Genomic DNA, 19,732 nt, shown 5'->3' on the forward strand with positions numbered 1-19,732 from the left:
TGTACCTTTCTGTTAATTGTTCTGGCGAGAACTACATCAACAGATTACACCGCAACTTCCCTTCTCTTCCATACACCAGAAATCAGCATAGCTCCGACTTACTCAAGGGACGGTGCAGTGATCAAAGAAATTACTTTAAAAACGGTGAACGATAGTTATGTCTTACCAAAACTAGATCGCTTTGAAACTACCGCAGTTTTGGATCTTGTAAGTCTTTTACAAACCCTAAAAGAACGAGCATAACAAATTGTTCAAGAGTGATTCGGCACGCGTGGCATTTTTACTATGCGTTAGTTTTAGTGGTTAAGGTGGTATGCAGAGACTAGGTATTGCGTGCCTCACACCTTAACAAGGCGTTAGGCATCAGGAGGCAAGTTTGGAATTCGAACAACTAGCAAAGCAGTCGCTAGACTCTAATTACTGGGATTATGGAAATAAAGTTTTATACGATCTTTGCCAAAGTGCTTTTGAACATAAAGAACCGGCTAAAGTAATTGCAAAAGTGTGGCTTATTGGAAGGTCATATGCTGCAGCTATCGAACGGAGAAAGGACAAGACCGAGTACGCAAATGAAGACTTCTATATTGATGTTGTAGCTCCTAAGATAGTTGCGTCAGACATTGATGAGTGGTTATGCGAACTAAAGCAATTTACACGTATAGACGACGATTCTCTAAATAAGGTTCTCGAAGTTCATGAGAAGGTCACTCAACTTTTCAAAGATATCAGTGGTTTGGATAAGAGATCATTAGCTTCAAAATATTTGCACTTTCATTTACCTCACTTGTTTTATATCTATGATGCAAGGGCTGTCAAAGCGATTTCTTACTTTCCCCATATCACCGGGCGAGAGAAAGCGTCCAAGACTGGAGATAAAGAGTACAACAAACTTGTTCAGAAGTGCTCTTCATTGCAGAGGCATGCTTTATCCCAATGGCAGTTGGATTTAAGTCCAAGACAAATAGATAATGTTCTATTGATGGCGCACGCAAATGCCTAACAAAGCATTTAAGAGTGATTCGCAACGCTTGGCAGTTTCGCTTCGCTCAAGTATAGCCAAGCGCCGCTCACACCTTAATGCGGCGTTAGTTGCCAACGAGAAAAACGCAGCTAATTCGTAAAATTTTAAAGTTTAATCGGTTTGTTTTGCTTCAAAATCTGTTGTTGAAATTGTCGGTTTGGATCCAGCGTTTGCACAATTGATTTGTTTTTTTGTGTGGCGGCTTTTGGGCTAAACGGTCGTTATTTTTCTGCTGAAACTTTGCTCTATGAGTTTACCGCTTCAAAAGCAGATTTATTGGGTGAAAGGGCGCTTTCTTTTGTGTGGTGAGTTCACGTGGTTTCAGCGACTTTGTTGAAAGTCCGCACTGTGAGATTGACTTTCCAAATGGGCTATTTGGTGTTGTCAGTCCGTTTTCTGCGGCGTTTCATGTTCCAAGTGGTTTCAGCGACAGACGCTTTGAAACTACGCCTGATTTGAGTTTTACAAAATACGTAAAGGTTGTGTTGGCGAATCGGTGTAAACTTCAAATCAAAGTCTTGGGTCTGGCAACTAACAAACTGTTCAAGAGGGATTCGCAACGCGTGGCATTTTCACTATGCGTTGGTTTTAGTGTTTAAGGTGGTTTGCGGCAGCCTTGGTATTGCGTTGCTCACCCCTTAACAGGGCGTTAGCTGGCAAGGCAGGTATATGAATATTAAATTAGAATTAAGTGTTGTAGTCTATGGCCTAGCGCTCTTCTCTGGAGTGTCATACCTTTGGGGGTTCTGGCTAAACTTCGATATAAACATCTTGTCTTATATTGCTTTAACTGACGTAATCAAAGCGTCGGTGTATCCTGCATTACCTGCTTTAGGAGTATTAGCATTCTATTCTGCGATGGATGGTTACAACTCTATGTCAAAAGCACAGCAAGACACCTTCATAGCTGAAGGTGGATTTTCCAAAGGCTTCACTTATTTTCATAAGCTATTTTGTGTGGTGTGCTTTATCTTTGGGCTAGGTAATGCAATTTACCTAGTAGCATCGAATGACGGATATTTCAGGTTGTTAGGTTTGTATCCGTTGGTATCTATTTGCTTGTTTATATATCTGGTAATGAGCAATAAGTTTTTAATGTCGATTTCAGTTAAATATTGAGTGTTTGTTTTTATAATCATTTGCTTTCTACCAACTTTCTTATTTAATAAAGGCTATTCAAACGGTGTACAACAATCAGATCTCAATGCGGAAGGACAGTATGTAATTGCCGATGGCTTCTGTTCATCTGATGATCAGGCAAAGTATCGTTTTGTTAGTGTTATTGGCGGGAAACTTTTCTCTATTTCGTCATTAGATGAGAGTATTTGTGTACGTAGTGCCGAAAATTTCAGGTTAGTTAAATACAATCAAACAGATGGTGATAGTTTCAATACTAATGAAGTTACGGAAGTGGAAACAGCCAGCTAACAAAGCGTTTAAGGCAGATTCCCAACGCATGGCATTTTTTATTCCATCGTTGGGTTTTGTGTTTAAGGTGGTATGGTTAGGCTTCGTGGTGGCGTTGCTCACTACTTAACGCGGCGTTATTTTGCTTTTTGAATTATGGAGGATAAGGGTAAGTGATAGTCCCACAAGCTTTAAAAGTTGGTGATAAAATTGGCTTTTTTTCACCATCATCCCCAGCAACGGCTTTTGCGCCAAATCGCTTCAGGCGAGCAAAATCTTATCTGGAATCTCAAGGCTTTGAGCTAGTGGAGGGTCATCTCACTGGCTGTTCTGATTCATATCGCTCAGGCTCAATTCTAGAACGTGCAGAAGAGTTTAACCGATTAATCCGTGACCCTAATGTACGGTGTATCATGTCTACAATTGGTGGTAGCAATAGTAATTCTCTATTGCCCTACATCGACTATGAAGCACTCAGAAACGATCCCAAGATTATCATTGGTTACTCTGATGTAACGGCTTTGCTACTGGGTATCTATGCTCAAACAGGGCTTATTACTTTTTATGGTCCTGCACTGGTTGCATCATTTGGTGAGTTTCCACCCTTAGTTGAAGAAACACTTAAGTCCTTTCTGGAAATCTTATGCTCGGAGTCTGACTCGTATCAGTACACTATGCCTTCGTCGTGGACAGATGTTAAGCACGACTGGGAAACTCAAGACTCTCCAAAAACTAGTTACGCAAATGAATGGCAATTTTTAGGTAATGGCCAAGTTAGTGGTCGTATAATTGGTGGCAATCTGAATACCATGGCAGGCATATGGGGTAGCCAATATATGCCTAAGATAGAGCCAGGCGATATCCTCCTGCTTGAATACTCTCTCAAAGGTATAGAAACAGTCGAACGTTCTTTTGCCCATTTAATGGCTTGCGGTGTGTTTGAAAAGGTTGGTGCAATTGTATTAGGCAAGCATGAACTGTTTAATGATAAAGGGACGGGGCGCACGCCGCTTGACGTTTTGCTTGAAGTGTTAAATGGTAAAAACATCCCTATACTTTATGGTTTCGACAGTTGTCATACGCATCCAATGCTGGTTACGCCTCTGGGCATTCAGGCTTCAATTGATTTTGACAGCCAAACTATTGGGCTTGAAAGTCGGTGGGTAACAGCAAAATAACAAGGCGTTCAAGAGGGACAGTCAACGCGTGGCGACTTTGGCTTAAATGTTGGCATCGGTGTTTACGGTGGTAAATTTAAGTTTAGTGGTAGCGCGTTGCTGCCCCTTAACGCGGCGTTATGCGCTAGTGCATTTAAATATCGAGGGATGTATGGATAATGAACTACCAAAAGCGATGGTATTGAAAACAATAGATGGTAGACATGTGGGTTTCATGTTGTTAGCTCCCAATTCAGGCGAGTCGGGGGAATGTGTTTTCAGTTTATCTGCGTCATCTGCAGAGGTAATCGATAGTAATTTAGGTGTCGTTCTATCTGAGCTTAAAGTTTCTGGCGAGCATAAATACGTAGTGGAAACCATAAAAGATGGGTACTTAATTAATATTGCACCAATAGGCCTACCTAATGTTCAAGTTCAGCTTAATCATCAGTTCTCCGGAGATATAGTTACTGATATTGAAGGACGAGTCGCTTGTATTGGAACAGCTGAATTAGTGGAGCAAAGCGCACAACAAACTGTTTAAGAGTGATTCACAACGCGTGGCATTTTTACTATGCGTTGACTTTAGTGTTTAAGGTGGTGTGCGGCAGCATCGGTATTGCGTTGCTCACACCTTAACAGGGCGTTATGCTCAAAGAGAAAGCGATGAAATTGTTTGAAAAGGTCATTATTAAAAGTGCGCTCGATTCTCTTTCGATTGACTGGGAAACTATTGTTAATAGTGTAGATCTTAATCAGCAGATTTATTTTACCGGTGCTGGGTACTTTTTGACGCTAAAGTCCCGTTCAATACCCATAAACAGACATGTTGTTTCAGAACCTGTATTTATAGGAAAATTAGGCAATGTTGATGTTGGGTTTATCGTAATAATTGAAAACAACGAGCTGACACTTGAATGCTATACCTATGGTGAAACGATTACCGCTAAAGATAGGGATCACAAGTTTCGGTGCACTCTTGAAGAATGAGCATAACAAACTGTTTAAGAGTGATTCGCAACGCGTGGCATTTTTACTATGCGTTGGTTTTAGCGTTTAAAGTGGTATGCGTCAGCATCGGTATTGCGTTGCTCACACCTTAACAAGGCGTTAGCCCTTTTCGAGGACATGATATGGAAATCGTACAAGAAATTGATGTTTCAGAATTGCATCATAAGGCTATCGAAGCATTAAGAAACCAAGCTTTTCCAGACAGCCAAGTAAGTCGTTCTTACTTTAAGCAGTTACCTCATATGCGTGCCCTTCATTTTCAAGGTGAACAGTTGGTTGGCTATCTTGGTCTGGATTATCGCGTCGTTAGCGTCGGTGGAGAAATACATAAGGTTCTAGGCGTAATCGACTTCTGTGTTGATGAACGTTATCGAGGGCAAGGTATTGGCTCTTTCATGTTGTCAGAAGTATCGGCATTTGCCGAAACTAAAGGTGTTGATTTCATAATCCTCATATCTGAGTTACATGATTTCTACTCATCAAATGGCTTTAACAAAGTTCAGTGTATGCAGTCTTGGTTAAGGCTTCACGAGCACACCAACTTTGGAGTTGCTGTAGAGCATGTTGATAAACTGTATGTGAAACCACTCAGAGATAAGCAGTGGGGTATTGGACATTTTGATTGGCTAGGTTATATGTACTAGTCAACCACAGGGCTAACAAAGCATTTAAGAGTGATTCGCAACGCTTGGCGTTTTCGCTTCGCTCAAATATAGCCAAGCGTCGCTCACACCTTAATGCGGCGTTAGTCGCCAGAAAAAGTTAGCAATCAAAATCATGTTTCTAAGCTCAAAATTTGGCTGCTGATTGTTCGGCTCACAGGTTCATCGTCGTTGGTCCAAACTCATTTTCAGCTGTTTTAAGTCCAAAGTTTTGCAAGTGTCCTCGCGGTTGTTTTGTTCTTTGGTGCTGACATAGCAGGGCAATCGAGAGTTTGCTTTTGGTTGCAACTCCGCTCGTTGAATTTGTTGTTACAAAAGCAGATTTACTCGCTGAAATGACGTTTTCTCTGGTGTTGTAAGTTCCACGTGGTTTCAGTGACTTTGTTGAAAGTCCGCATTGTGAGATTGGCTTTCCAAAAGCGCTTTTTGGTGTTGTTAGTCCGTTTTCTGCGGCGTTGTTTGTTCCAAGTGGTTTCATTGAATAGCTGCTTTGAGACTACGCCTGACTAAAGTGCATCAAAGCACATAAAGTTTGTTGTTCGCAAAGTTTGGTTCGGCTTAAAATTGTCGCTCGGTGCCTCGCGACTAACAAACTGCTCAAGAGGGATTCGCAACGCGTGGCATTTTTACTATGCGTTGATTTTAGTGATTAAGGTGGTATGCAGCGGCATCGGTATTGCGTTGCTCACCCCTTAGCAGGGCGTTATGCGTCAGAGTAATATGGATGTAAGAATAATTATGGAAAAAGACGATTTAGTAGAGCTAGTAGTTAAGTATTTCGAGAAAGTAGATGCGGGTGATCCTAGTTATCTGGATCTATTTTCAGAGGATGTTGATTTTTTCTTTCCTAAATTTGGACAGGCGAAAGGAAAGAATGCCTTAGTGGAGTTTGGCAATAGAATTGGTAGCTCATTGAACAGTATCTGGCACGACATAGACGGTTTTCAAATAACAACAGCTGGAAACAAGGTTATTGTTGAAGGACAGGAAGGAGGTGTAATGAGTGACGGTACTTCCTGGCCGGACAACACTGTGTCCACTGGTCGTTTTTGTAGTGTATTTGAGTTTAGTGGAAAATTAATAAGTCGTATGTATGTGTATGTAGATCCTGATTTTCCGAGCAGAGATTTACAAAGAATTTCTGTGCTGTCAGATGGAAAGTAACGCATAACAAACTGTTTAAGAGTGATTCGCAACGCGTGGCATTTTTACTATGCGTTGCGTTTAGTGTTTAAGGTGGTATGCGGAAGCTTCGGTATTGCGTTGCTCACACCTTAACAGGGCGTTATGTGCTCGGAGGAAATATGCAATATATCGAAGTCAAAAGTAGCGATATTCCACTAGATTTATTGCTTGAAGCTGATCCTTCTGAAGCTAGTATCGCTTCATATTTATCTGATTCATGGTGCTTTGCCGCAGTAGACAATGGGCAAGTTTTGGCGGCTTGTATCGTTAAAGCGCAGACCAACAGTCTTGCTGAGATATTTAATGTATCTGTATCTCCAGAGCTACAAGGCCAAGGTATTGGCTCTAAGTTACTAAAGCTTGTTCTATCTCAGTTGCCAAGCAAGGGGATCAATCGTGTCGAGCTTGGTACGGGTACATTTGGCTATCAACTTACTTATTATCAGCGTTTAGGTTTTCGAGTAGACTCAATCATCAAAGACCATTTTTTGCTAAACTACCCCGATGCAATCTATGAAAATGGTATTCAACACAAAGACATGCTGAGATTGTACGTTAATATTTAGTACGCACATAACAAAGCATTTAAGAGTGATTCGCAACACTTGGCATTTTCAGTTCAAGGTTGGGTTTCGTGTTTAAGGCGCAGTGGTTTAGTTTGGTGGTAGCGTTGCTCACACCTTAATGCGGCGTTAGGCGCCAAAAATTATCAAATATCACAATGACGTTTAAAAGGAGTATGTAGTGGTAGACGAAAATCAATCTTCAAATCAAGGAGCTGATGAAGATATTAAGACAAAGGAACAAAGTGGTGGGTTCTTATCAACGCTGGCAACCCTAATATTTTGGTTGGTTATCGCTTCAACAATGTTATGGAATTGGGATGGATTTTGGCAGACAGATATAAAACCGCTCGAAAGGTTCCAAAAAGAGTACTTTTCATCAAAATACAATGAAGAGCAACTTAAAATATCTCGAATTACTAACAATAATAAGCTAATAGCGGATATTCGTGGACGATTGGAAAAAGCAGAGAAAAGCGCAGAAGAAAAAGTTGAAAAAGCTAAAGAAGAAAAGGTCGCAGCACTTTCTAAGTTGGACGATATTGAGCTTCAACTTAGCAACTATCTTGACAAGGAAAATACAAAGTGTAGATATTTTGATACTTCATTAAGAATGATAGATCACCTTACTAAAAAGTATTCTGAGGATGAACTCAAGCGAGTTTTGAGTTGTACCAGTGCTGAGTGTGAAAATATACTTCATTATCGACAAGAAGCTCGTTCGATATGCGGTTAAGCGCCTAACAAAGCATTTAAGAGTGATTCCCAACGCTTGGCATTTCAGTTCAAGGTTGGGTTTCGTGTTTAAGGCGCAGTGGTTTAGTTTGGTGGTAGCGTTGCTCACACCTTAATGCGGCGTTATGTGCTAGGACGGTCAAATGAATATCGAAGAAACGGAAATTTCAGATTTAGGCTTAGTCGTTGACCTTGTCACAAGTGTATCGTTCGCAAACATCCTGCCGCATTTTGATGTACAAGGGCAGACTACTTTTGCTTCAAAAATTCGTCCAGATGTTGAAACAGCTTTCGACAAAGTACGATTTCAGAGCGTGAAAGCCACGATAGGCAATGAAGTTGTTGGTTTTGGTGCGATACGTGACAAAGAGTATATTACTCATTTGTTTGTCGACGTAAATTACCAAAGAAATGGTTTGGGTAAATTGCTACTGAAACATATGCTGGCATTGTCAAACGGGCGCGAAGTACGTTTAAGAGCCTCGGTTAACGCAACAAAATTTTATAAATCACAGGGTTTTGTTGCCACAGACACAGAAACGGAAGTCAGCGGTATAAGGTTTGTGCCAATGGTTTGGGTTCGCATATAACAAAGCGTTTAAGGCAGATTCGCAACACGTGGCATTTTTGCTTTGATTCAGCTTAAGTGTTTACGGCACGATAGTTTAGGTTCAGTGGTAGCGTTGCTCACTACTTAACGCGGCGTTAGCTGCTTAGAGGAAAAATGATGCTCCAAGATAAAGCTACATCAAGTTCCAATTACATAAGATTTATCGACAGAGTAATCGAAAATCGAACTGTTTGGGGACTTCAGCACCCTGATGGTGGCTGGGCAGTTTGTAATTCGAATCAGTATCCAGACGCATCAGTTTATGTTTTTTGGTCAGATAGAGCATACGCAAGTCGGGTCGCAATTGGTGATTGGGAGTTGTATGTCCCAACTCCAATTAACCTAGATTCATTCGTTGATAATTGGCTAAAAGGTATTCATAGCGATGGACATCTTGTGGGTCTCAATTGGGATGCAAACCTCTGTGGTACTGAAGTTGTCGCAATTGATGTGGCAAAAATGTTGGTACGCAGCTAACAAACTGTTTAAGAGGGATTCACAACGCGTGGCATTTTTACTGTGCGTTGGTTCAAGTGATTAAGATGGTATGCAGCAGCTTTGGTATTGCGTTGCTCACCCCTTAACAGGGCGTTATAACTCTTTTGTCATTTCATCATTACTTCTCAGAAGCAAAGAGGGCTAACCTATGAAAACTAGAATATTAGTCGGTACCATTTGGGGTGCTGTTTTTAGTTTGGGACTCAACGCAAGCCCTCTAAGCACTCAAAGTGATGAACGATTGTTCAAAAATTTTGCTCTTTCATCTTGTATCGCAACCAAATACAAGGGCTCTGATGTGGCTAAAGATGCGGTCACAGCAATGCAAGGTTATCGAGAGTTCTCGGATTTGCCTTTGGAGGTATTCTTTGATCTAAGTGAGTTATTGGAAAGCGGAAATACTACAGCTTACAAATCAAAAAATGGTAGCGTGATAGAGTTAGCCTATTGTATCGATTTCTCTAATTCGGACGTCGTGCATAAGCTGTACTCAAAGGCAAAATCAGAGTTATAACAATCTGTTTAAGAGTGATTCGCAACGCGTGGCATTTTCACTATGCGTTGTGTTTAGTGTTTAAGGTGGTATGCGGCGGCTATGGTATTGCGTTGCTCACACCTTAACAGGGCGTTATGCGACAAGGTTAAATTTTAATATATTTTCAATTTCGTTCTCTTTGGCAATTCGTTTTTTGGTTTCGGCAAATCAGCATTTTCGGCTCAAATTCTTGAATCACTTAAACCGTAAAACATGTCAAAGTTCGTGAAGTTGCCTCATTAAAAATCGCATTTGGGCGCGGAACATTTTCTGGGTGTAAAGTGTGGAAAGGGCAAGTTTATGGAAAGTCCGTATTCGCTGACATTTCGGCTCGTTTAGTTTCTTACAAGCAAAAGCCAAATCTTCGCTTGAAGGCAGCGTTCCGTGTTTGTGGCGGTATTTATACAAAATGTTGAATCCGTTGGTTCTTGAATCACAAAAAGTTATCTACGCGTTTGTGGTTTTTCGTGTTTAAGGTAATGTTTTCGTTGGCCAATTTAGCATTGTCGAAAAATCGCATAACAAACAATTTAAGCAGATTCGCAACGCGTGGCAGTTTTGATTTGCAGTGAGTTTGCGTTTATGACGCAATGCGGTGGCGTTTGTATTGCGTTGCTCACTACTTAATTGGGCGTTATGTTTATTAATGGAGTAAATCATGTATAAAGAAAAACTAGGTATACCTCAAGAGCACGAACTTGTGAGAACAAGCAGTAAAAATGAACAGCGTAAAGGTCGAGATACTGATATTTATGGCTACGATGAAATAACTGCAGATGGTGAAATAATTGCGAAATATGTTGTACGTGACAGCATGAGTATCTATCCTCCCCAGTCAACTACGGTTTCATATGTAAAGTATGATGCTCATGGTGAACAGATTGGTTCAGGTAATTTATAAAAGAGGTAGTTGTGGGTAAAAAATCGTTTGCTATGCTGTTAGTTGTCAGCATAGTAATTATGTCATTAGTAGCTTATTTCAAGGCTGAAACTGGGTTTCTAGTAGGGAACATTGTCCCTGAGCTTATTGGTGTATGTGTTGAATTATTAATAATCATATTTGTATTCGATGTGTGGCAGAAAAATGAAGAAAAAAATAAAAAAATAAAGGTTGAGAGACGACTTCGTGAATTTCTTATTTTTTTCTTAAAACACAACTTCAAAGATTATCCGCCTTCTTGTCAGTCAGGGAACTTCTATGGTAAAGACCATGAACAGAACCAAGAATGCTTGTCTAATTTGATTAACGAAATTGAGCAAAAAGGGTTACAAGAAAATGTAGTCCTTCAGGTTCAAAGTTACTGTGAAAGCGAAAAAGAAATATTCAATAACTTAATACCAGTTGCAGCCGACCTAACAAATGATCACTTTAAATCATGGGTAAGAATTGCTTTTTTCATGAACGCGATTGCTTCAAAAAGTGAAACGACAAGTCATGCATCCGTAAAAATTCTTCAGAACATTAAAAGGTTTGATAAAGAGTCATTTACTAGCGGCTTGTACGTTGGTGCAAAATAAACATAACAAACTGTTTAAGAGTGATTCGCAACGCGTGGCATTTTTACTATGCGTTGCGTTTAGTGTTTAAGGTGGTATGCGGCGGCTTCGGCATTGCGTTGCTCACACCTTAACAGGGTGTTAGTTTGCAAGAGGAAAAACGCAGCTGTATCACAAGATCTAGTGGGAAAAGCTCAAAGTCGAAATTGTTGTATCGGCGTTCAATTTCAGTGTTAATTTGTGTGGTCAAAGTCCAAATCAGGCACCGCTTGATTTATTCTTTGGTGCGGCGAGTTTTGGGTTAACTGAGTTAAACTTTTTTGTTGAAACTCTGCTCGTTGAGTTTGTCTCTACAAAAGCCGATTTGCTCGCTGAAGTAACGCTTTCTCTGGTGTGGTAAGTTCCACATGGTTTCAGTGGCTTTGTTGAAAGTCCGCACTGTGAGATTGGTTTTCCAAAAGCGTTTTTTGGTGTTGTGAGTTCGGTTTCTGCCACGTTGTTTGTTCCAAGTGGCTTCATTGAATAGCCGCTTCGAGACTAAGCCTGACTTAAGTGCATCAAAGCACATAAAGCTTATTGTTTTCAAAATTTAAAATAACGTAAAATCAACTCCTTGGGTTTGCAAACTAACAAACTGCTCAAGAGGGATTCGCAACGCGTGGCATTTTCACTATGCGTTGATTTTTGTGATTAAGGTGGTTTGCGGCGGCTTTTGTATTGCGTTGCTCACCCCTTAGCAGGGCGTTAGGCGACGGGCAGGAAAGTTCTTTGTTCTCATCTTCTTAGGTCTCTTTGAGCATTCGTTTTTCTAAGTCGGCAATTCTCCATTGTCGGCTCAAATTCTTGAATCTCTCTAAGCGTAAAACATACCAAGGTTCGTGGATTGCCTCATTGGTTTTCACAGTTGGTTGGTTGTCAATTGCACGGACTCAAAGTGTGGCAAGGGCAAGCCAATTGAGGTTTTCGAACTTGCTGTTAGTTTGCAGCATTGGTTTTTTCGGATTCAAAACCTACTTTGTTGCTGAAAGTCTGCATTTCGTGGTTGTTGAAACCTTGGCTGAAACATAGTGGCTTTTATGGTTCTTGAATCACAAAAAGTCAGTGGGTGTTTGGTTGCTTATTTGGTTTCGGGTAATCTGCTTTCAAACATCCTTGAACACTGGTGGGAAACTTCGCCTAACAAGGCGTTTAAGGCGGATTCACAACGCTTGGCGATCCCAGTTTAAGTTAAATTTAGTGTTTAAGGTACAATGGTTTAGGCTCGGTGGTTGGCGTTGTTCACCACTTAACGCAGCGTTATACGCTATATGAAGAAAACCTAAAAATTCAGGTCAATAATCTCAGTTTTCAGCATTGTGTTCTGGGGTTTGGGCATCAGGATTTCCCGGTTTCAATACTCGTTTTCTCCGGTCCGTGATTCAGTTTTTGCCTATCGTTTATCGGTGGTTTTCTTCTTTGGTGCTGATTGTTTGGGGCCAGTCCAGGCTGCGCTTTTTGCTGAAATTCAGCTCTGTGATTTTGCCTTTCTAAAAGCCGATTTACTTGCTGAAAGGGCGCTTTCTCTGGTGTGGTGAGTTCACGTGGTTTCAGTGACAAGCCGCTGTGAGTCTAAGCCTGACTTAAGTGCATCAAAGCACATAAAAATCATGATTTCAAAGTAGGGCTTGTCGTAGAATTTTGGCTTAAACGTTCGAGCGTATAACAAAGCGTTTAAGACAGATTCGCAACGCTCGGCATTTTCGGTTTGATTCAGCTTTGGTGATTACGGCACAATAGTTTAGGTATGATGGTGGCGTTGCTCACTACTTAACGCGGCGTTATGCATTTTTGCGCGAATCGGTTAGCAGATTCGCGCACAGGCAATAGCTACAAGAAGCCATGTAAGAATGACTCTCTTTCGTCTTTGGTATTTAAAGGGATTTTGGCTATATGAACGTGAGGGTGTATCACAGACAAATTAGGTACAAAAGAATTAACTTTTCTAGAGTAAACACTTGTTTTTATATTTTGAGTATCGACTTGCACAGTTAAGCCTGAAAAATCCTTTGATAGAATATCAGCTAAAATTTTATGTTTATCTGAAGGGAACGTTTTTTTATACATTTTGTTATATTCAGGTTCGAAATATCTAATCAGCCCAGCTTCAGCTAACAATACTCTGTTTTCTCGATCAAATTCTGCATTCATAACATCATAAAAATGATCGATGCTTTCATCATCAGTGGCGATTGGTGTCAAAGAAAAATCACCCGCACCACTAGCATGTTTCTTATAGTGCTCAAATCTAAACATTAAAATTTGTATTTCATGGTCGGGTTTGCTGAACAATGTATCAGCTAAAATTCGTTGGAACGTGCTATGAGCTTCGAGACGGTCAATTGCCAATCGTTCCCCTGATTGACCATAGGCTTTTCCGATATACAAGATCTCAAGTTCATCAGCGCCGTCCAAGTCATACTGACACTGAGTCATGAAAGACATCATGGAAAGGTTTAGTGAAGCTCCAGTATTTGTAATAAGTACTACTCGATCTTCTGGGTAAGATACTGCTTGGGCTGCGACTATTGTCTCATCTGGAGTATATGTGAAGGCAAACCTTTCATGCTCAAGTCCATCTTGTACAAGAAAGTCTCCAGTAAGGCTATTGCCAACTAACTTGAATGAGTTCGGGTCGATACTTATTCGCCTTCTTCTAGCGATCATGTATAGGTTACAACCTTCCAAAATATCTCTTAGTGCTTCATCTCTCTTGATATGGTAGAGCGAGTGCGGTTGGATCACATTTGCGCCGCTCGAAAAAAGCTCTAAACCACCTTCCATTAAGTACTTTCTATATTTCATGTGCACATACTTAGTTACTGTGTTTATATACAGCTTAATGTGAAGTTGTTTGGATGTAAATGATTTTGCTAAGAAACAAGTTTTGGTAGTATAGGTACTTGAATTTTAATAAATAAAATGCATAACAAGCTGTTTAAGAGTGATTCGCAACGCGTGGCATTTTCACTGTGCGTTGCGTTTTGTGGTTAAGGTGGTGTGCGGGAGCTTCGGTATTGCGTTGCTCACACCTTAACAGGGCGTTATAGCGCAGAACAAGCTTCGGAGTATTTGTGATTTTAGAATTTCCAACAAAAGATGATTTTTATAGCGCTGCCAATGGTTTTCTCAATGCTTCATGGGATTCTGTGACTGAGCACTTACATGAATTTGAAACTCTATATAGTGTAATTGATGATAGCGACCACGAAAATGAGAGAAAACGCTATTGGGCTTCTGCGAAGCAAACGCTAGTCAGTGCAACGGCATTAGTACAGCAATCTGTAGAATTTTACATCAAAGGACGAATCGTTAATGTTTCTCCCTATTTACTGATTTCTGGAAACCCACAATCATGGCCAAAAGGGTGTAACAAAAGGGATATAGAATTTTCAGCATTTCGTACTTTGGATGCACAAGATTTAATAAAAGTTCACGACACTGTTTGTCCCGATCGTTTTACGGATCAGTTCCTTCAATGGAATGATGACTTACGAACAATTAGAAATAAGGTGATGCATACAGTTGATAAATCTCTGAATGTCACTCCTGAAGAAGTGGCCAGCTTTATTCTATATACCCATAGTTACTTTCAAGGTTCATTGTGTTGGTTTGAATCAAGGAGAAAATATCTTGAAAATACGCCAGCAAACTCAATGAAGAGTATCCAGTCTGACGAAGATCACCAGTCGTATATAGTCAATTCACTTTTAATTGATTATCGCTTAGCCATTGATGTCTTGCCTCCTGCTGCATGTAAGAAATATTTGGGCTACGACAAGAAATCCAGATCCCTGCATTGCCCTCGTTGCGCTAACACCGTATCTCGCATGGACTTCTGGGATGACGAGTTCATTCATGAGTGTGCTAAAACTTACCAAAGGTTACCTGATTCTGATGAGTATTTGTGTAAGCTATGTAGCCATCAGGGCAAAGTTTTAGAGCGTAGCTGTGAAGAATTAGGCTGTGAGGGCAAACTACAGGATAGCAAAAGTGGAATTTGCTTCTCATGCTTCTTTGAAAACGCGCTATAACAAACAATTTAAGAGTGATTCAGCACGCTTGGCATTTTAGGTTTGATTCAGCTTAAGTGTTTACGGCACAATAGTTTAGGTAAGGTGGTCGCGTTGTTCACCACTTAACGCGGCGTTATGTTTTTAAGGAGATATCATGCAAGGGTATGAAATTGTACATTCTTCCCAAATTGATGGGGAATTTGAAGGTTTTGATGATGAGGTTTTGTTCCAATTAATGGATGGAACATGCTGGGTTCAAGATGAATATAAGTACTGGTATTACTACTCTTACTGTCCTCAAGTACATATTCTTCGACGTAATGGCAGGCTCTATCTTCAGGTTGATGGTCAAGATGAAATTGTTCCAATCCGTCAAATAGACGGTGTCATGAAAAGTAGAATAAATGGAGATTTCAAAGGCTGGGAAGGTGAAACATCTTATCAATTACAAAACGGACAAGTCTGGCAACAATCTCAATACAAATATCAGTATAAATATGCTCACCGACCTGAAGTTCTTATTTATAACCCAGGCGGTGGTAATGTTATGCATGTAGCTGGCACATCAGCAAAAGTACGGCGTGTAAAGTAAAAACATAACAAACTGTTTAAGAGTGATTCGCAACGCGTGGTATTTTTGCTATGCGTTGCGTTTAGTGTTTAAGGTGGTATGCGGTAGCTTCGGTATTGCGTTGCTCACACCTTAACAGGGCGTTATGCCTAAGGTGAAATTGATGATCAAGCAGCTTGATTCAAACGAAAAATCAGTGGTTGAACTGTCAGAGTGTTGCTTAGATGAACTTCGTCAAGTTTACAGGCCAACTGAGCTCGCAGTTAGCAATAAAAACAGTGCTAAAAGTGAGTGGAGTTGTTTTGGTTTCCATGTTGATCAGGTTTTAGTTGGAGTAGTTGAAGCTAAACAGGTTGGCTCAGAATTGCAGATTAGCTCGTTAGCAGTTGCACCAAGTTTTCGCCAAAAAGGTGTAGCGAGAAAACTCGTCGATTTCGTTGTTACACAGTTTAAGCCTATTAACTCAGTTTCGGTTTGGTGTGTTGAGCAAACAGGTAATGTCGCTGTTTTTAAGGCACTAGGCTTTAATGTGATTCAACGTTTTGATTCAGCCTTCTTCATACTTTCCGACGGTTCAAAAGCGGTAGAAGTTCAGTTAAAACAAAAAGTAACGGCATAACAAAGCGTTCAAGAGGGATTCATGCCGCGTGGCATTTTTGGTATGCAGTGAGTTTTGGTGGTGAAAGTGGTCTGCGGAAAGTTGGTTTATGCGGCATTCACCCCTTAACGCGGCGTTATGTTTAATCACGTAAAATCAGTAGCTTGTGTCTTTTCTTTGCTCCCAAAGTCATTAACTGCGCGTTATGCGCTTTACGAATTGAAACATGGAGAGTGTAATGGTTGTATATGGAGATTTGCAGTCAGGTAACTGCTTAAAAGTAAAATTACTATTGTCATTCCTTGGCATTGAGCACCAATGGAAACACGTTAATATCTTAGATAACGAGACCAAAACAACAGAATTTTTAGTCCTAAATCCGAATGGAAAAATCCCAACAGTCGTTCTGGATGACGGTCGAGTACTCTGTGAGTCCAATGCAATATTGGGGTACTTTGCAGAAAATACACCTTATCTACCTAAGGACAGTTATCAAAAAGCAAAAATGTACGAATGGCTTTTCTTTGAGCAATACTCACATGAGCCTTATATTGCAGTAGCGCGTTTTATTCAGAAGTATCAAGGTATGCCGGAGCACCGTCTAGAAGAATATAAATCACTACAATCAGGCGGCCATAAAGCATTACAAATCATGGAGCTACAGCTGTCAAAAACTAAGTTCTTAGTTGGTGATAATATTTCTATTGCTGATATCGCACTGTATGCTTATACCCATGTCGCAGATGAGGGTGGTTTTAACCTAGAAACTTACCCAAATATCGAGCGTTGGATTGGGGTAATTCGCAAGTTGGACGGTTATGTAGGTATGTATTAACCACGCGCATAACATAGCGTTTAAGAACGATTCGCAACGCGTGGCATTTTAACTATGCGTTGAGCTCAGTGATTAAGGCAGCATGCGGGAGTTTCGGTATTGTGTTGATCACCCTTTAACAGGTCATTAGCCCTCAAAGGTCAAATATGGATATTTACCCAGAAATAGAGTTATCTAAAGCGCAGCATAATGCAATTGAAGCTCTGAGAAACAAGTCGTTTCCTGAACATCAGGTTGCTCGTTCTTACTATAAGCAACTCCCACATATGAGAGTTTTGAAGTACGAAGGTGATCACTTAGTTGGTTACATGGGATTAGACTACAGAGTTGTTCGCGTCGGTGATGAAATTTATAAAGTATTAGGTGTGAGTGATTTTTGTGTCGAGAGCAAACTTCAAAGGCAAGGTATTGGCACAACAATGTTGTCTCAACTCAGCGAGTATGCGTCAACTAAAGATGTCGACTTCATCATTTTAGTCTCCGATTTGGATCGTTTTTATGTGGCTAATGGTTATGTGCGCCTTAACTCTCTAAGTTCTTGGTTGCGAGTTCATGAACATAAAAATTACGGTGTTGCTGTAGAGCAAGTCGATGATTTATATGTTAAACCTATCAGCGGAAAAATTTGGGCTGTTGGTCATATAGATTGGTTAGGGTATATGTACTAGTCTGTAGTGGGTTAATAAACTGTTTGAAAAGAAACGCTACACGTGGCGCTTTCAATTCGCGTAGCTTATACCTTACGAGAGCGTTTTTCCACAAGGAGTAATATGTGATTGTAGTAGCAAGGTTTTCTTTTCCTCATGAAGCTCATATTGCGAGAGCAAGCCTAGATAGTGTCGGAATAGAAAGCCACATTGCTGACGAGCACACGGTGAATACTCAGTGGCTTTATTCAAATGCAATGGGCGGCGTTCGTCTGATGGTGGCCGAAAGTGATGCAGAAGACGCGAAACAAATACTTAGCAGTGATTTCTCAGAATCATTAGAAAATGAACTTGCCGTTGATGAAGGAAAAGATGTTTGCCCTAACTGTGGTAGTAAAGAGCTATTTGCATTTACAAAAGGTAAGCGTCCAGCTTTCTTAGTCTTTATTTTACTGGGTTTTCCATTGTTCTTTTACAAGCATGGTTACAAGTGTAAGCAGTGTGGGGAATTCAGTGAAAGGCTTTAATTTAAGTCGTTAGATAACAAAGCGTTGAAGAGATAATTTACACGCGTAGCATTTTTACTATGCGTTAGGTGAGTGGCTACGCAGAAGTCAGAGTTCGTTTGCTTCCAAGCAAAGCATTATACGATAGTGAAGGAACAACATTGAATGAGTGAAATTAAAACAATAGAGCAGTTAAAAGAAATTTACGCAGAGCCAAGTGCGAGAGCTAAAAATAAAGCGTTGCCTGCCCTGGATGTTCATGCGATTACATTAATTAATAATTGCCATTTTGCAGTTCTAAGTACCGCCGATACTCAAGGCTATATCGATCTCTCTCCGAAAGGAGGGGAGCCTGGCTTCGTAAAAGTTTTAGATGAATCAACATTGTTGCTCCCAGATAGCTCGGGGAATAATCGTATAGATAGTCTAAAAAATATCATTAGTAACCCCAAAGTTGGGTTGTTATTGATGGTAAATGGTATTGATGAAGTACTCCGTATTAAAGGAATTGCAAGTATTCACACAGACTCCAAATTGATATCTGCTTGCCCCGATGGAAGTAAAGATCCTAAGGTTGTTATCAAAATAGTCATCGAGAGTATGTACTTCCATTGTGCGAAAGCTTTGATGAGAGGGAAACTTTGGTCTGATGACTATAAAGTCAATCGCTCAATTCTCCCTTCATTAGCTCAAATCTTTAAAGATCAACAAAAGTTAGAAAATAAAGCGCTTAATCAAGAAGAGATGTTGAAATATTACCAATCCAGCCTTTAGAGCGAGTGTAGTAAAGTCTTTAAAAGGGAGAAAAATGCTTGGCTCTTTAGGTTTGACCTGCTTTACGGCACTATGGATTAGGTTTGGTGGGGATGTTATTCAACCCATAACGTTAGTCCACAAATAAACAATTGTTAGTCCAAATTTTAAAATGAAAAATGTAGAAAACTTTACTCTAGAAAATTACGTTTTGGCTAGTCCGGGAATTAGGTGTGTTGGACAAATGATTGACTTTTTTGTCAGTTTTAGCATTTTTACACTCGTTTTGTGGGGCGGCTTAGAAATCGGTATTGAAAAGGAACTTGTTCGCGCTACAGCAGTAACAGCGGCTGTATCGTATTACCTTTTTTCTGATAGTTTCCCAAATGGTCAAAGTGTGGGCAAAAAACTTTTGGGCATTGCAGTTATAAGTGCAAGAACGGGTAAAAGGTGCAATATTTTTCAGTCACTTTTTAGAAATATTATTACTCCATTCTTCGGTTTTATTGACTCAATTTTCATTCTTGGTAAAAAAAGGCAACGGCTCGGTGATAAGTTAGTGAGAACAGTGGTGGTAGTTCACTAGCTTGTTTAAAAATTGACAGCGCTGGGGGTTTGGGTTCAAGTCGGGCTTTGTTTTCAGGGTGGAACAGCTTCGCTTAGGTGGTGGCGTTGCTCACACCTCAACTCGGTGTTAGGCAATCAGAATCAGTACGTAATTATGAATAAAGAGCATTCCGAAGCTTTCATTTTGGAGATTGATAAGGTTTTAGCCCCGAGCGGTTTCAAGTTTATTGAAGTGGCATAGTGAATTTGGCCACCTGATTAAGAGGTGATGTATGATCATCTCGATACTAAAACAGGTGACATTATGACTAAGCGTGAAAGA

At 40.3% G+C, this 19,732-nt stretch carries 26 protein-coding genes and 1 pseudogene; 25 read left to right on the forward strand and 2 right to left on the reverse strand.

Features of this window, described 5'->3' with window-relative positions:
* From B7360_RS25150 to B7360_RS23525, 8 genes and pseudogenes are all read left to right on the forward strand, one after another.
* A pseudogene (locus B7360_RS25150) lies at positions 1-243 on the forward strand (hypothetical protein); the annotation flags it as partial.
* 133 nt (positions 244-376) lie between these two features.
* A complete protein-coding gene (locus B7360_RS23480) occupies positions 377-1,000 on the forward strand; it encodes a hypothetical protein (RefSeq protein WP_085344785.1) in 624 nt (207 codons plus the stop codon).
* A 690-nt stretch (positions 1,001-1,690) separates the two neighbouring features.
* Complete coding sequence (locus B7360_RS23495; protein ID WP_085344786.1) at positions 1,691-2,140, forward strand: hypothetical protein; 450 nt, start codon at positions 1,691-1,693, stop codon at positions 2,138-2,140.
* On the forward strand, positions 2,141-2,449 hold the full coding sequence (locus B7360_RS24860) for a hypothetical protein (RefSeq protein ID WP_101911964.1): 309 nt from the start codon (positions 2,141-2,143) through the stop codon (positions 2,447-2,449).
* Positions 2,450-2,601: 152 nt separating this feature from the next.
* Complete coding sequence (locus B7360_RS23500; RefSeq protein WP_085344787.1) at positions 2,602-3,606, forward strand: S66 peptidase family protein; 1,005 nt, start codon at positions 2,602-2,604, stop codon at positions 3,604-3,606.
* A 151-nt stretch (positions 3,607-3,757) separates the two neighbouring features.
* Positions 3,758-4,129, forward strand: a complete 372-nt coding sequence (locus tag B7360_RS23505) for a hypothetical protein (RefSeq protein WP_085344788.1) — start codon at positions 3,758-3,760, stop codon at positions 4,127-4,129.
* 122 nt (positions 4,130-4,251) lie between these two features.
* Positions 4,252-4,575 (forward strand): hypothetical protein, encoded by a 324-nt coding sequence (locus tag B7360_RS23515; protein WP_085344790.1) that lies wholly within the window; start codon positions 4,252-4,254, stop codon positions 4,573-4,575.
* A 143-nt stretch (positions 4,576-4,718) separates the two neighbouring features.
* The gene (locus B7360_RS23525; protein ID WP_085344791.1) at positions 4,719-5,240 is read left to right on the forward strand and encodes a GNAT family N-acetyltransferase; all 522 of its coding nucleotides are present in this window, start codon (positions 4,719-4,721) and stop codon (positions 5,238-5,240) included.
* A 172-nt stretch (positions 5,241-5,412) separates the two neighbouring features.
* On the opposite strand, the gene B7360_RS24870 is transcribed toward B7360_RS23525, so the two are convergent.
* Complete coding sequence (locus B7360_RS24870) at positions 5,413-5,736, reverse strand: hypothetical protein (protein ID WP_101911965.1); 324 nt, start codon at positions 5,734-5,736, stop codon at positions 5,413-5,415.
* A gap of 227 nt (positions 5,737-5,963) precedes the next feature.
* Between B7360_RS24870 and B7360_RS23540 the strand changes: the two genes are divergently transcribed.
* From B7360_RS23540 to B7360_RS23590, 8 genes are all read left to right on the forward strand, one after another.
* Positions 5,964-6,422: a nuclear transport factor 2 family protein gene (locus B7360_RS23540; RefSeq protein ID WP_254048151.1), complete on the forward strand. Its 459-nt coding sequence runs from the start codon at positions 5,964-5,966 to the stop codon at positions 6,420-6,422.
* A gap of 140 nt (positions 6,423-6,562) precedes the next feature.
* Positions 6,563-7,009 (forward strand): GNAT family N-acetyltransferase, encoded by a 447-nt coding sequence (locus B7360_RS23550; RefSeq protein WP_001199339.1) that lies wholly within the window; start codon positions 6,563-6,565, stop codon positions 7,007-7,009.
* A gap of 178 nt (positions 7,010-7,187) precedes the next feature.
* On the forward strand, positions 7,188-7,742 hold the full coding sequence (locus tag B7360_RS23555) for a hypothetical protein (RefSeq protein ID WP_012841661.1): 555 nt from the start codon (positions 7,188-7,190) through the stop codon (positions 7,740-7,742).
* A 142-nt stretch (positions 7,743-7,884) separates the two neighbouring features.
* Positions 7,885-8,331, forward strand: coding sequence for a GNAT family N-acetyltransferase (locus tag B7360_RS23560; RefSeq protein WP_085344793.1), 447 nt, complete (start codon positions 7,885-7,887; stop codon positions 8,329-8,331).
* Positions 8,332-8,465: 134 nt separating this feature from the next.
* Positions 8,466-8,828: a DUF2750 domain-containing protein gene (locus B7360_RS23565; RefSeq protein WP_029801219.1), complete on the forward strand. Its 363-nt coding sequence runs from the start codon at positions 8,466-8,468 to the stop codon at positions 8,826-8,828.
* Positions 8,829-8,997: 169 nt separating this feature from the next.
* Positions 8,998-9,363: a T6SS amidase immunity protein Tai4 family protein gene (locus tag B7360_RS23575; protein WP_085344794.1), complete on the forward strand. Its 366-nt coding sequence runs from the start codon at positions 8,998-9,000 to the stop codon at positions 9,361-9,363.
* A 679-nt stretch (positions 9,364-10,042) separates the two neighbouring features.
* Complete coding sequence (locus B7360_RS23585) at positions 10,043-10,285, forward strand: hypothetical protein (protein ID WP_085344796.1); 243 nt, start codon at positions 10,043-10,045, stop codon at positions 10,283-10,285.
* Between the two features lie 11 nt (positions 10,286-10,296).
* The gene (locus B7360_RS23590; protein ID WP_216819545.1) at positions 10,297-10,902 is read left to right on the forward strand and encodes a hypothetical protein; all 606 of its coding nucleotides are present in this window, start codon (positions 10,297-10,299) and stop codon (positions 10,900-10,902) included.
* A gap of 1,845 nt (positions 10,903-12,747) precedes the next feature.
* Here the strand turns inward: B7360_RS23590 and B7360_RS23605 are convergent.
* Positions 12,748-13,722 (reverse strand): hypothetical protein, encoded by a 975-nt coding sequence (locus tag B7360_RS23605; RefSeq protein WP_133149753.1) that lies wholly within the window; start codon positions 13,720-13,722, stop codon positions 12,748-12,750.
* Between the two features lie 269 nt (positions 13,723-13,991).
* On the opposite strand from B7360_RS23605, the gene B7360_RS23615 reads away from it, so the two are divergent.
* The 9 genes from B7360_RS23615 to B7360_RS23665 all read left to right on the forward strand — a co-directional run bounded on the left by B7360_RS23615 (position 13,992) and on the right by B7360_RS23665 (position 19,429).
* Positions 13,992-14,951, forward strand: coding sequence for a hypothetical protein (locus tag B7360_RS23615; protein WP_085344799.1), 960 nt, complete (start codon positions 13,992-13,994; stop codon positions 14,949-14,951).
* 136 nt (positions 14,952-15,087) lie between these two features.
* Positions 15,088-15,525, forward strand: coding sequence for a hypothetical protein (locus tag B7360_RS23620; RefSeq protein ID WP_005386962.1), 438 nt, complete (start codon positions 15,088-15,090; stop codon positions 15,523-15,525).
* Between the two features lie 142 nt (positions 15,526-15,667).
* Positions 15,668-16,123, forward strand: coding sequence for a GNAT family N-acetyltransferase (locus B7360_RS23630; RefSeq protein ID WP_173670010.1), 456 nt, complete (start codon positions 15,668-15,670; stop codon positions 16,121-16,123).
* Positions 16,120-16,248, forward strand: a complete 129-nt coding sequence (locus B7360_RS25430; protein ID WP_085344809.1) for a hypothetical protein — start codon at positions 16,120-16,122, stop codon at positions 16,246-16,248. The genes B7360_RS23630 and B7360_RS25430 overlap by 4 nt, the downstream gene beginning before the upstream one ends.
* Before the next feature lie 92 nt (positions 16,249-16,340).
* A complete protein-coding gene (locus tag B7360_RS23640; protein WP_085344802.1) occupies positions 16,341-16,937 on the forward strand; it encodes a glutathione S-transferase family protein in 597 nt (198 codons plus the stop codon).
* Positions 16,938-17,083: 146 nt separating this feature from the next.
* Positions 17,084-17,605, forward strand: a complete 522-nt coding sequence (locus B7360_RS23650) for a GNAT family N-acetyltransferase (RefSeq protein WP_053809024.1) — start codon at positions 17,084-17,086, stop codon at positions 17,603-17,605.
* A 104-nt stretch (positions 17,606-17,709) separates the two neighbouring features.
* A complete protein-coding gene (locus B7360_RS23655) occupies positions 17,710-18,111 on the forward strand; it encodes a DUF2007 domain-containing protein (RefSeq protein WP_085344803.1) in 402 nt (133 codons plus the stop codon).
* A gap of 144 nt (positions 18,112-18,255) precedes the next feature.
* Positions 18,256-18,864 carry a pyridoxamine 5'-phosphate oxidase family protein gene (locus B7360_RS23660; RefSeq protein ID WP_085344804.1) on the forward strand — a complete coding sequence of 203 codons (609 nt, stop codon included), beginning with the start codon at positions 18,256-18,258 and terminating at the stop codon, positions 18,862-18,864.
* A gap of 151 nt (positions 18,865-19,015) precedes the next feature.
* Positions 19,016-19,429 carry an RDD family protein gene (locus B7360_RS23665; RefSeq protein ID WP_041852944.1) on the forward strand — a complete coding sequence of 138 codons (414 nt, stop codon included), beginning with the start codon at positions 19,016-19,018 and terminating at the stop codon, positions 19,427-19,429.
* Positions 19,430-19,732 lie beyond the last annotated feature (303 nt).

This window comes from Vibrio sp. ArtGut-C1 (assembly GCF_002105475.1).
Classification (GTDB): Bacteria; Pseudomonadota; Gammaproteobacteria; order Enterobacterales; family Vibrionaceae; genus Vibrio; species Vibrio diabolicus.

What these genes read in the sequence shown, in the direction of transcription:
- B7360_RS23665 (WP_041852944.1), top strand. Translation starts at nt 19,016, where the DNA reads ATGAAAAATGTAGAAAACTTTACTCTAGAAAATTACGTTTTGGCTAGT.
- B7360_RS23550 (WP_001199339.1), top strand. Translation starts at nt 6,563, where the DNA reads ATGCAATATATCGAAGTCAAAAGTAGCGATATTCCACTAGATTTATTG.
- B7360_RS23650 (WP_053809024.1), top strand. Translation starts at nt 17,084, where the DNA reads ATGGATATTTACCCAGAAATAGAGTTATCTAAAGCGCAGCATAATGCA.
- B7360_RS23575 (WP_085344794.1), top strand. Translation starts at nt 8,998, where the DNA reads ATGAAAACTAGAATATTAGTCGGTACCATTTGGGGTGCTGTTTTTAGT.
- B7360_RS23565 (WP_029801219.1), top strand. Translation starts at nt 8,466, where the DNA reads ATGATGCTCCAAGATAAAGCTACATCAAGTTCCAATTACATAAGATTT.
- B7360_RS23640 (WP_085344802.1), top strand. Translation starts at nt 16,341, where the DNA reads ATGGTTGTATATGGAGATTTGCAGTCAGGTAACTGCTTAAAAGTAAAA.
- B7360_RS23620 (WP_005386962.1), top strand. Translation starts at nt 15,088, where the DNA reads ATGCAAGGGTATGAAATTGTACATTCTTCCCAAATTGATGGGGAATTT.
- B7360_RS23585 (WP_085344796.1), top strand. Translation starts at nt 10,043, where the DNA reads ATGTATAAAGAAAAACTAGGTATACCTCAAGAGCACGAACTTGTGAGA.
- B7360_RS24870 (WP_101911965.1), bottom strand. Translation starts at nt 5,736, where the DNA reads ATGAAACCACTTGGAACAAACAACGCCGCAGAAAACGGACTAACAACA.
- B7360_RS23660 (WP_085344804.1), top strand. Translation starts at nt 18,256, where the DNA reads ATGAGTGAAATTAAAACAATAGAGCAGTTAAAAGAAATTTACGCAGAG.
- B7360_RS23560 (WP_085344793.1), top strand. Translation starts at nt 7,885, where the DNA reads ATGAATATCGAAGAAACGGAAATTTCAGATTTAGGCTTAGTCGTTGAC.
- B7360_RS23495 (WP_085344786.1), top strand. Translation starts at nt 1,691, where the DNA reads ATGAATATTAAATTAGAATTAAGTGTTGTAGTCTATGGCCTAGCGCTC.
- B7360_RS23515 (WP_085344790.1), top strand. Translation starts at nt 4,252, where the DNA reads ATGAAATTGTTTGAAAAGGTCATTATTAAAAGTGCGCTCGATTCTCTT.
- B7360_RS23605 (WP_133149753.1), bottom strand. Translation starts at nt 13,722, where the DNA reads ATGAAATATAGAAAGTACTTAATGGAAGGTGGTTTAGAGCTTTTTTCG.
- B7360_RS23505 (WP_085344788.1), top strand. Translation starts at nt 3,758, where the DNA reads ATGGATAATGAACTACCAAAAGCGATGGTATTGAAAACAATAGATGGT.
- B7360_RS23630 (WP_173670010.1), top strand. Translation starts at nt 15,668, where the DNA reads ATGATCAAGCAGCTTGATTCAAACGAAAAATCAGTGGTTGAACTGTCA.
- B7360_RS23540 (WP_254048151.1), top strand. Translation starts at nt 5,964, where the DNA reads ATGCGTCAGAGTAATATGGATGTAAGAATAATTATGGAAAAAGACGAT.
- B7360_RS23525 (WP_085344791.1), top strand. Translation starts at nt 4,719, where the DNA reads ATGGAAATCGTACAAGAAATTGATGTTTCAGAATTGCATCATAAGGCT.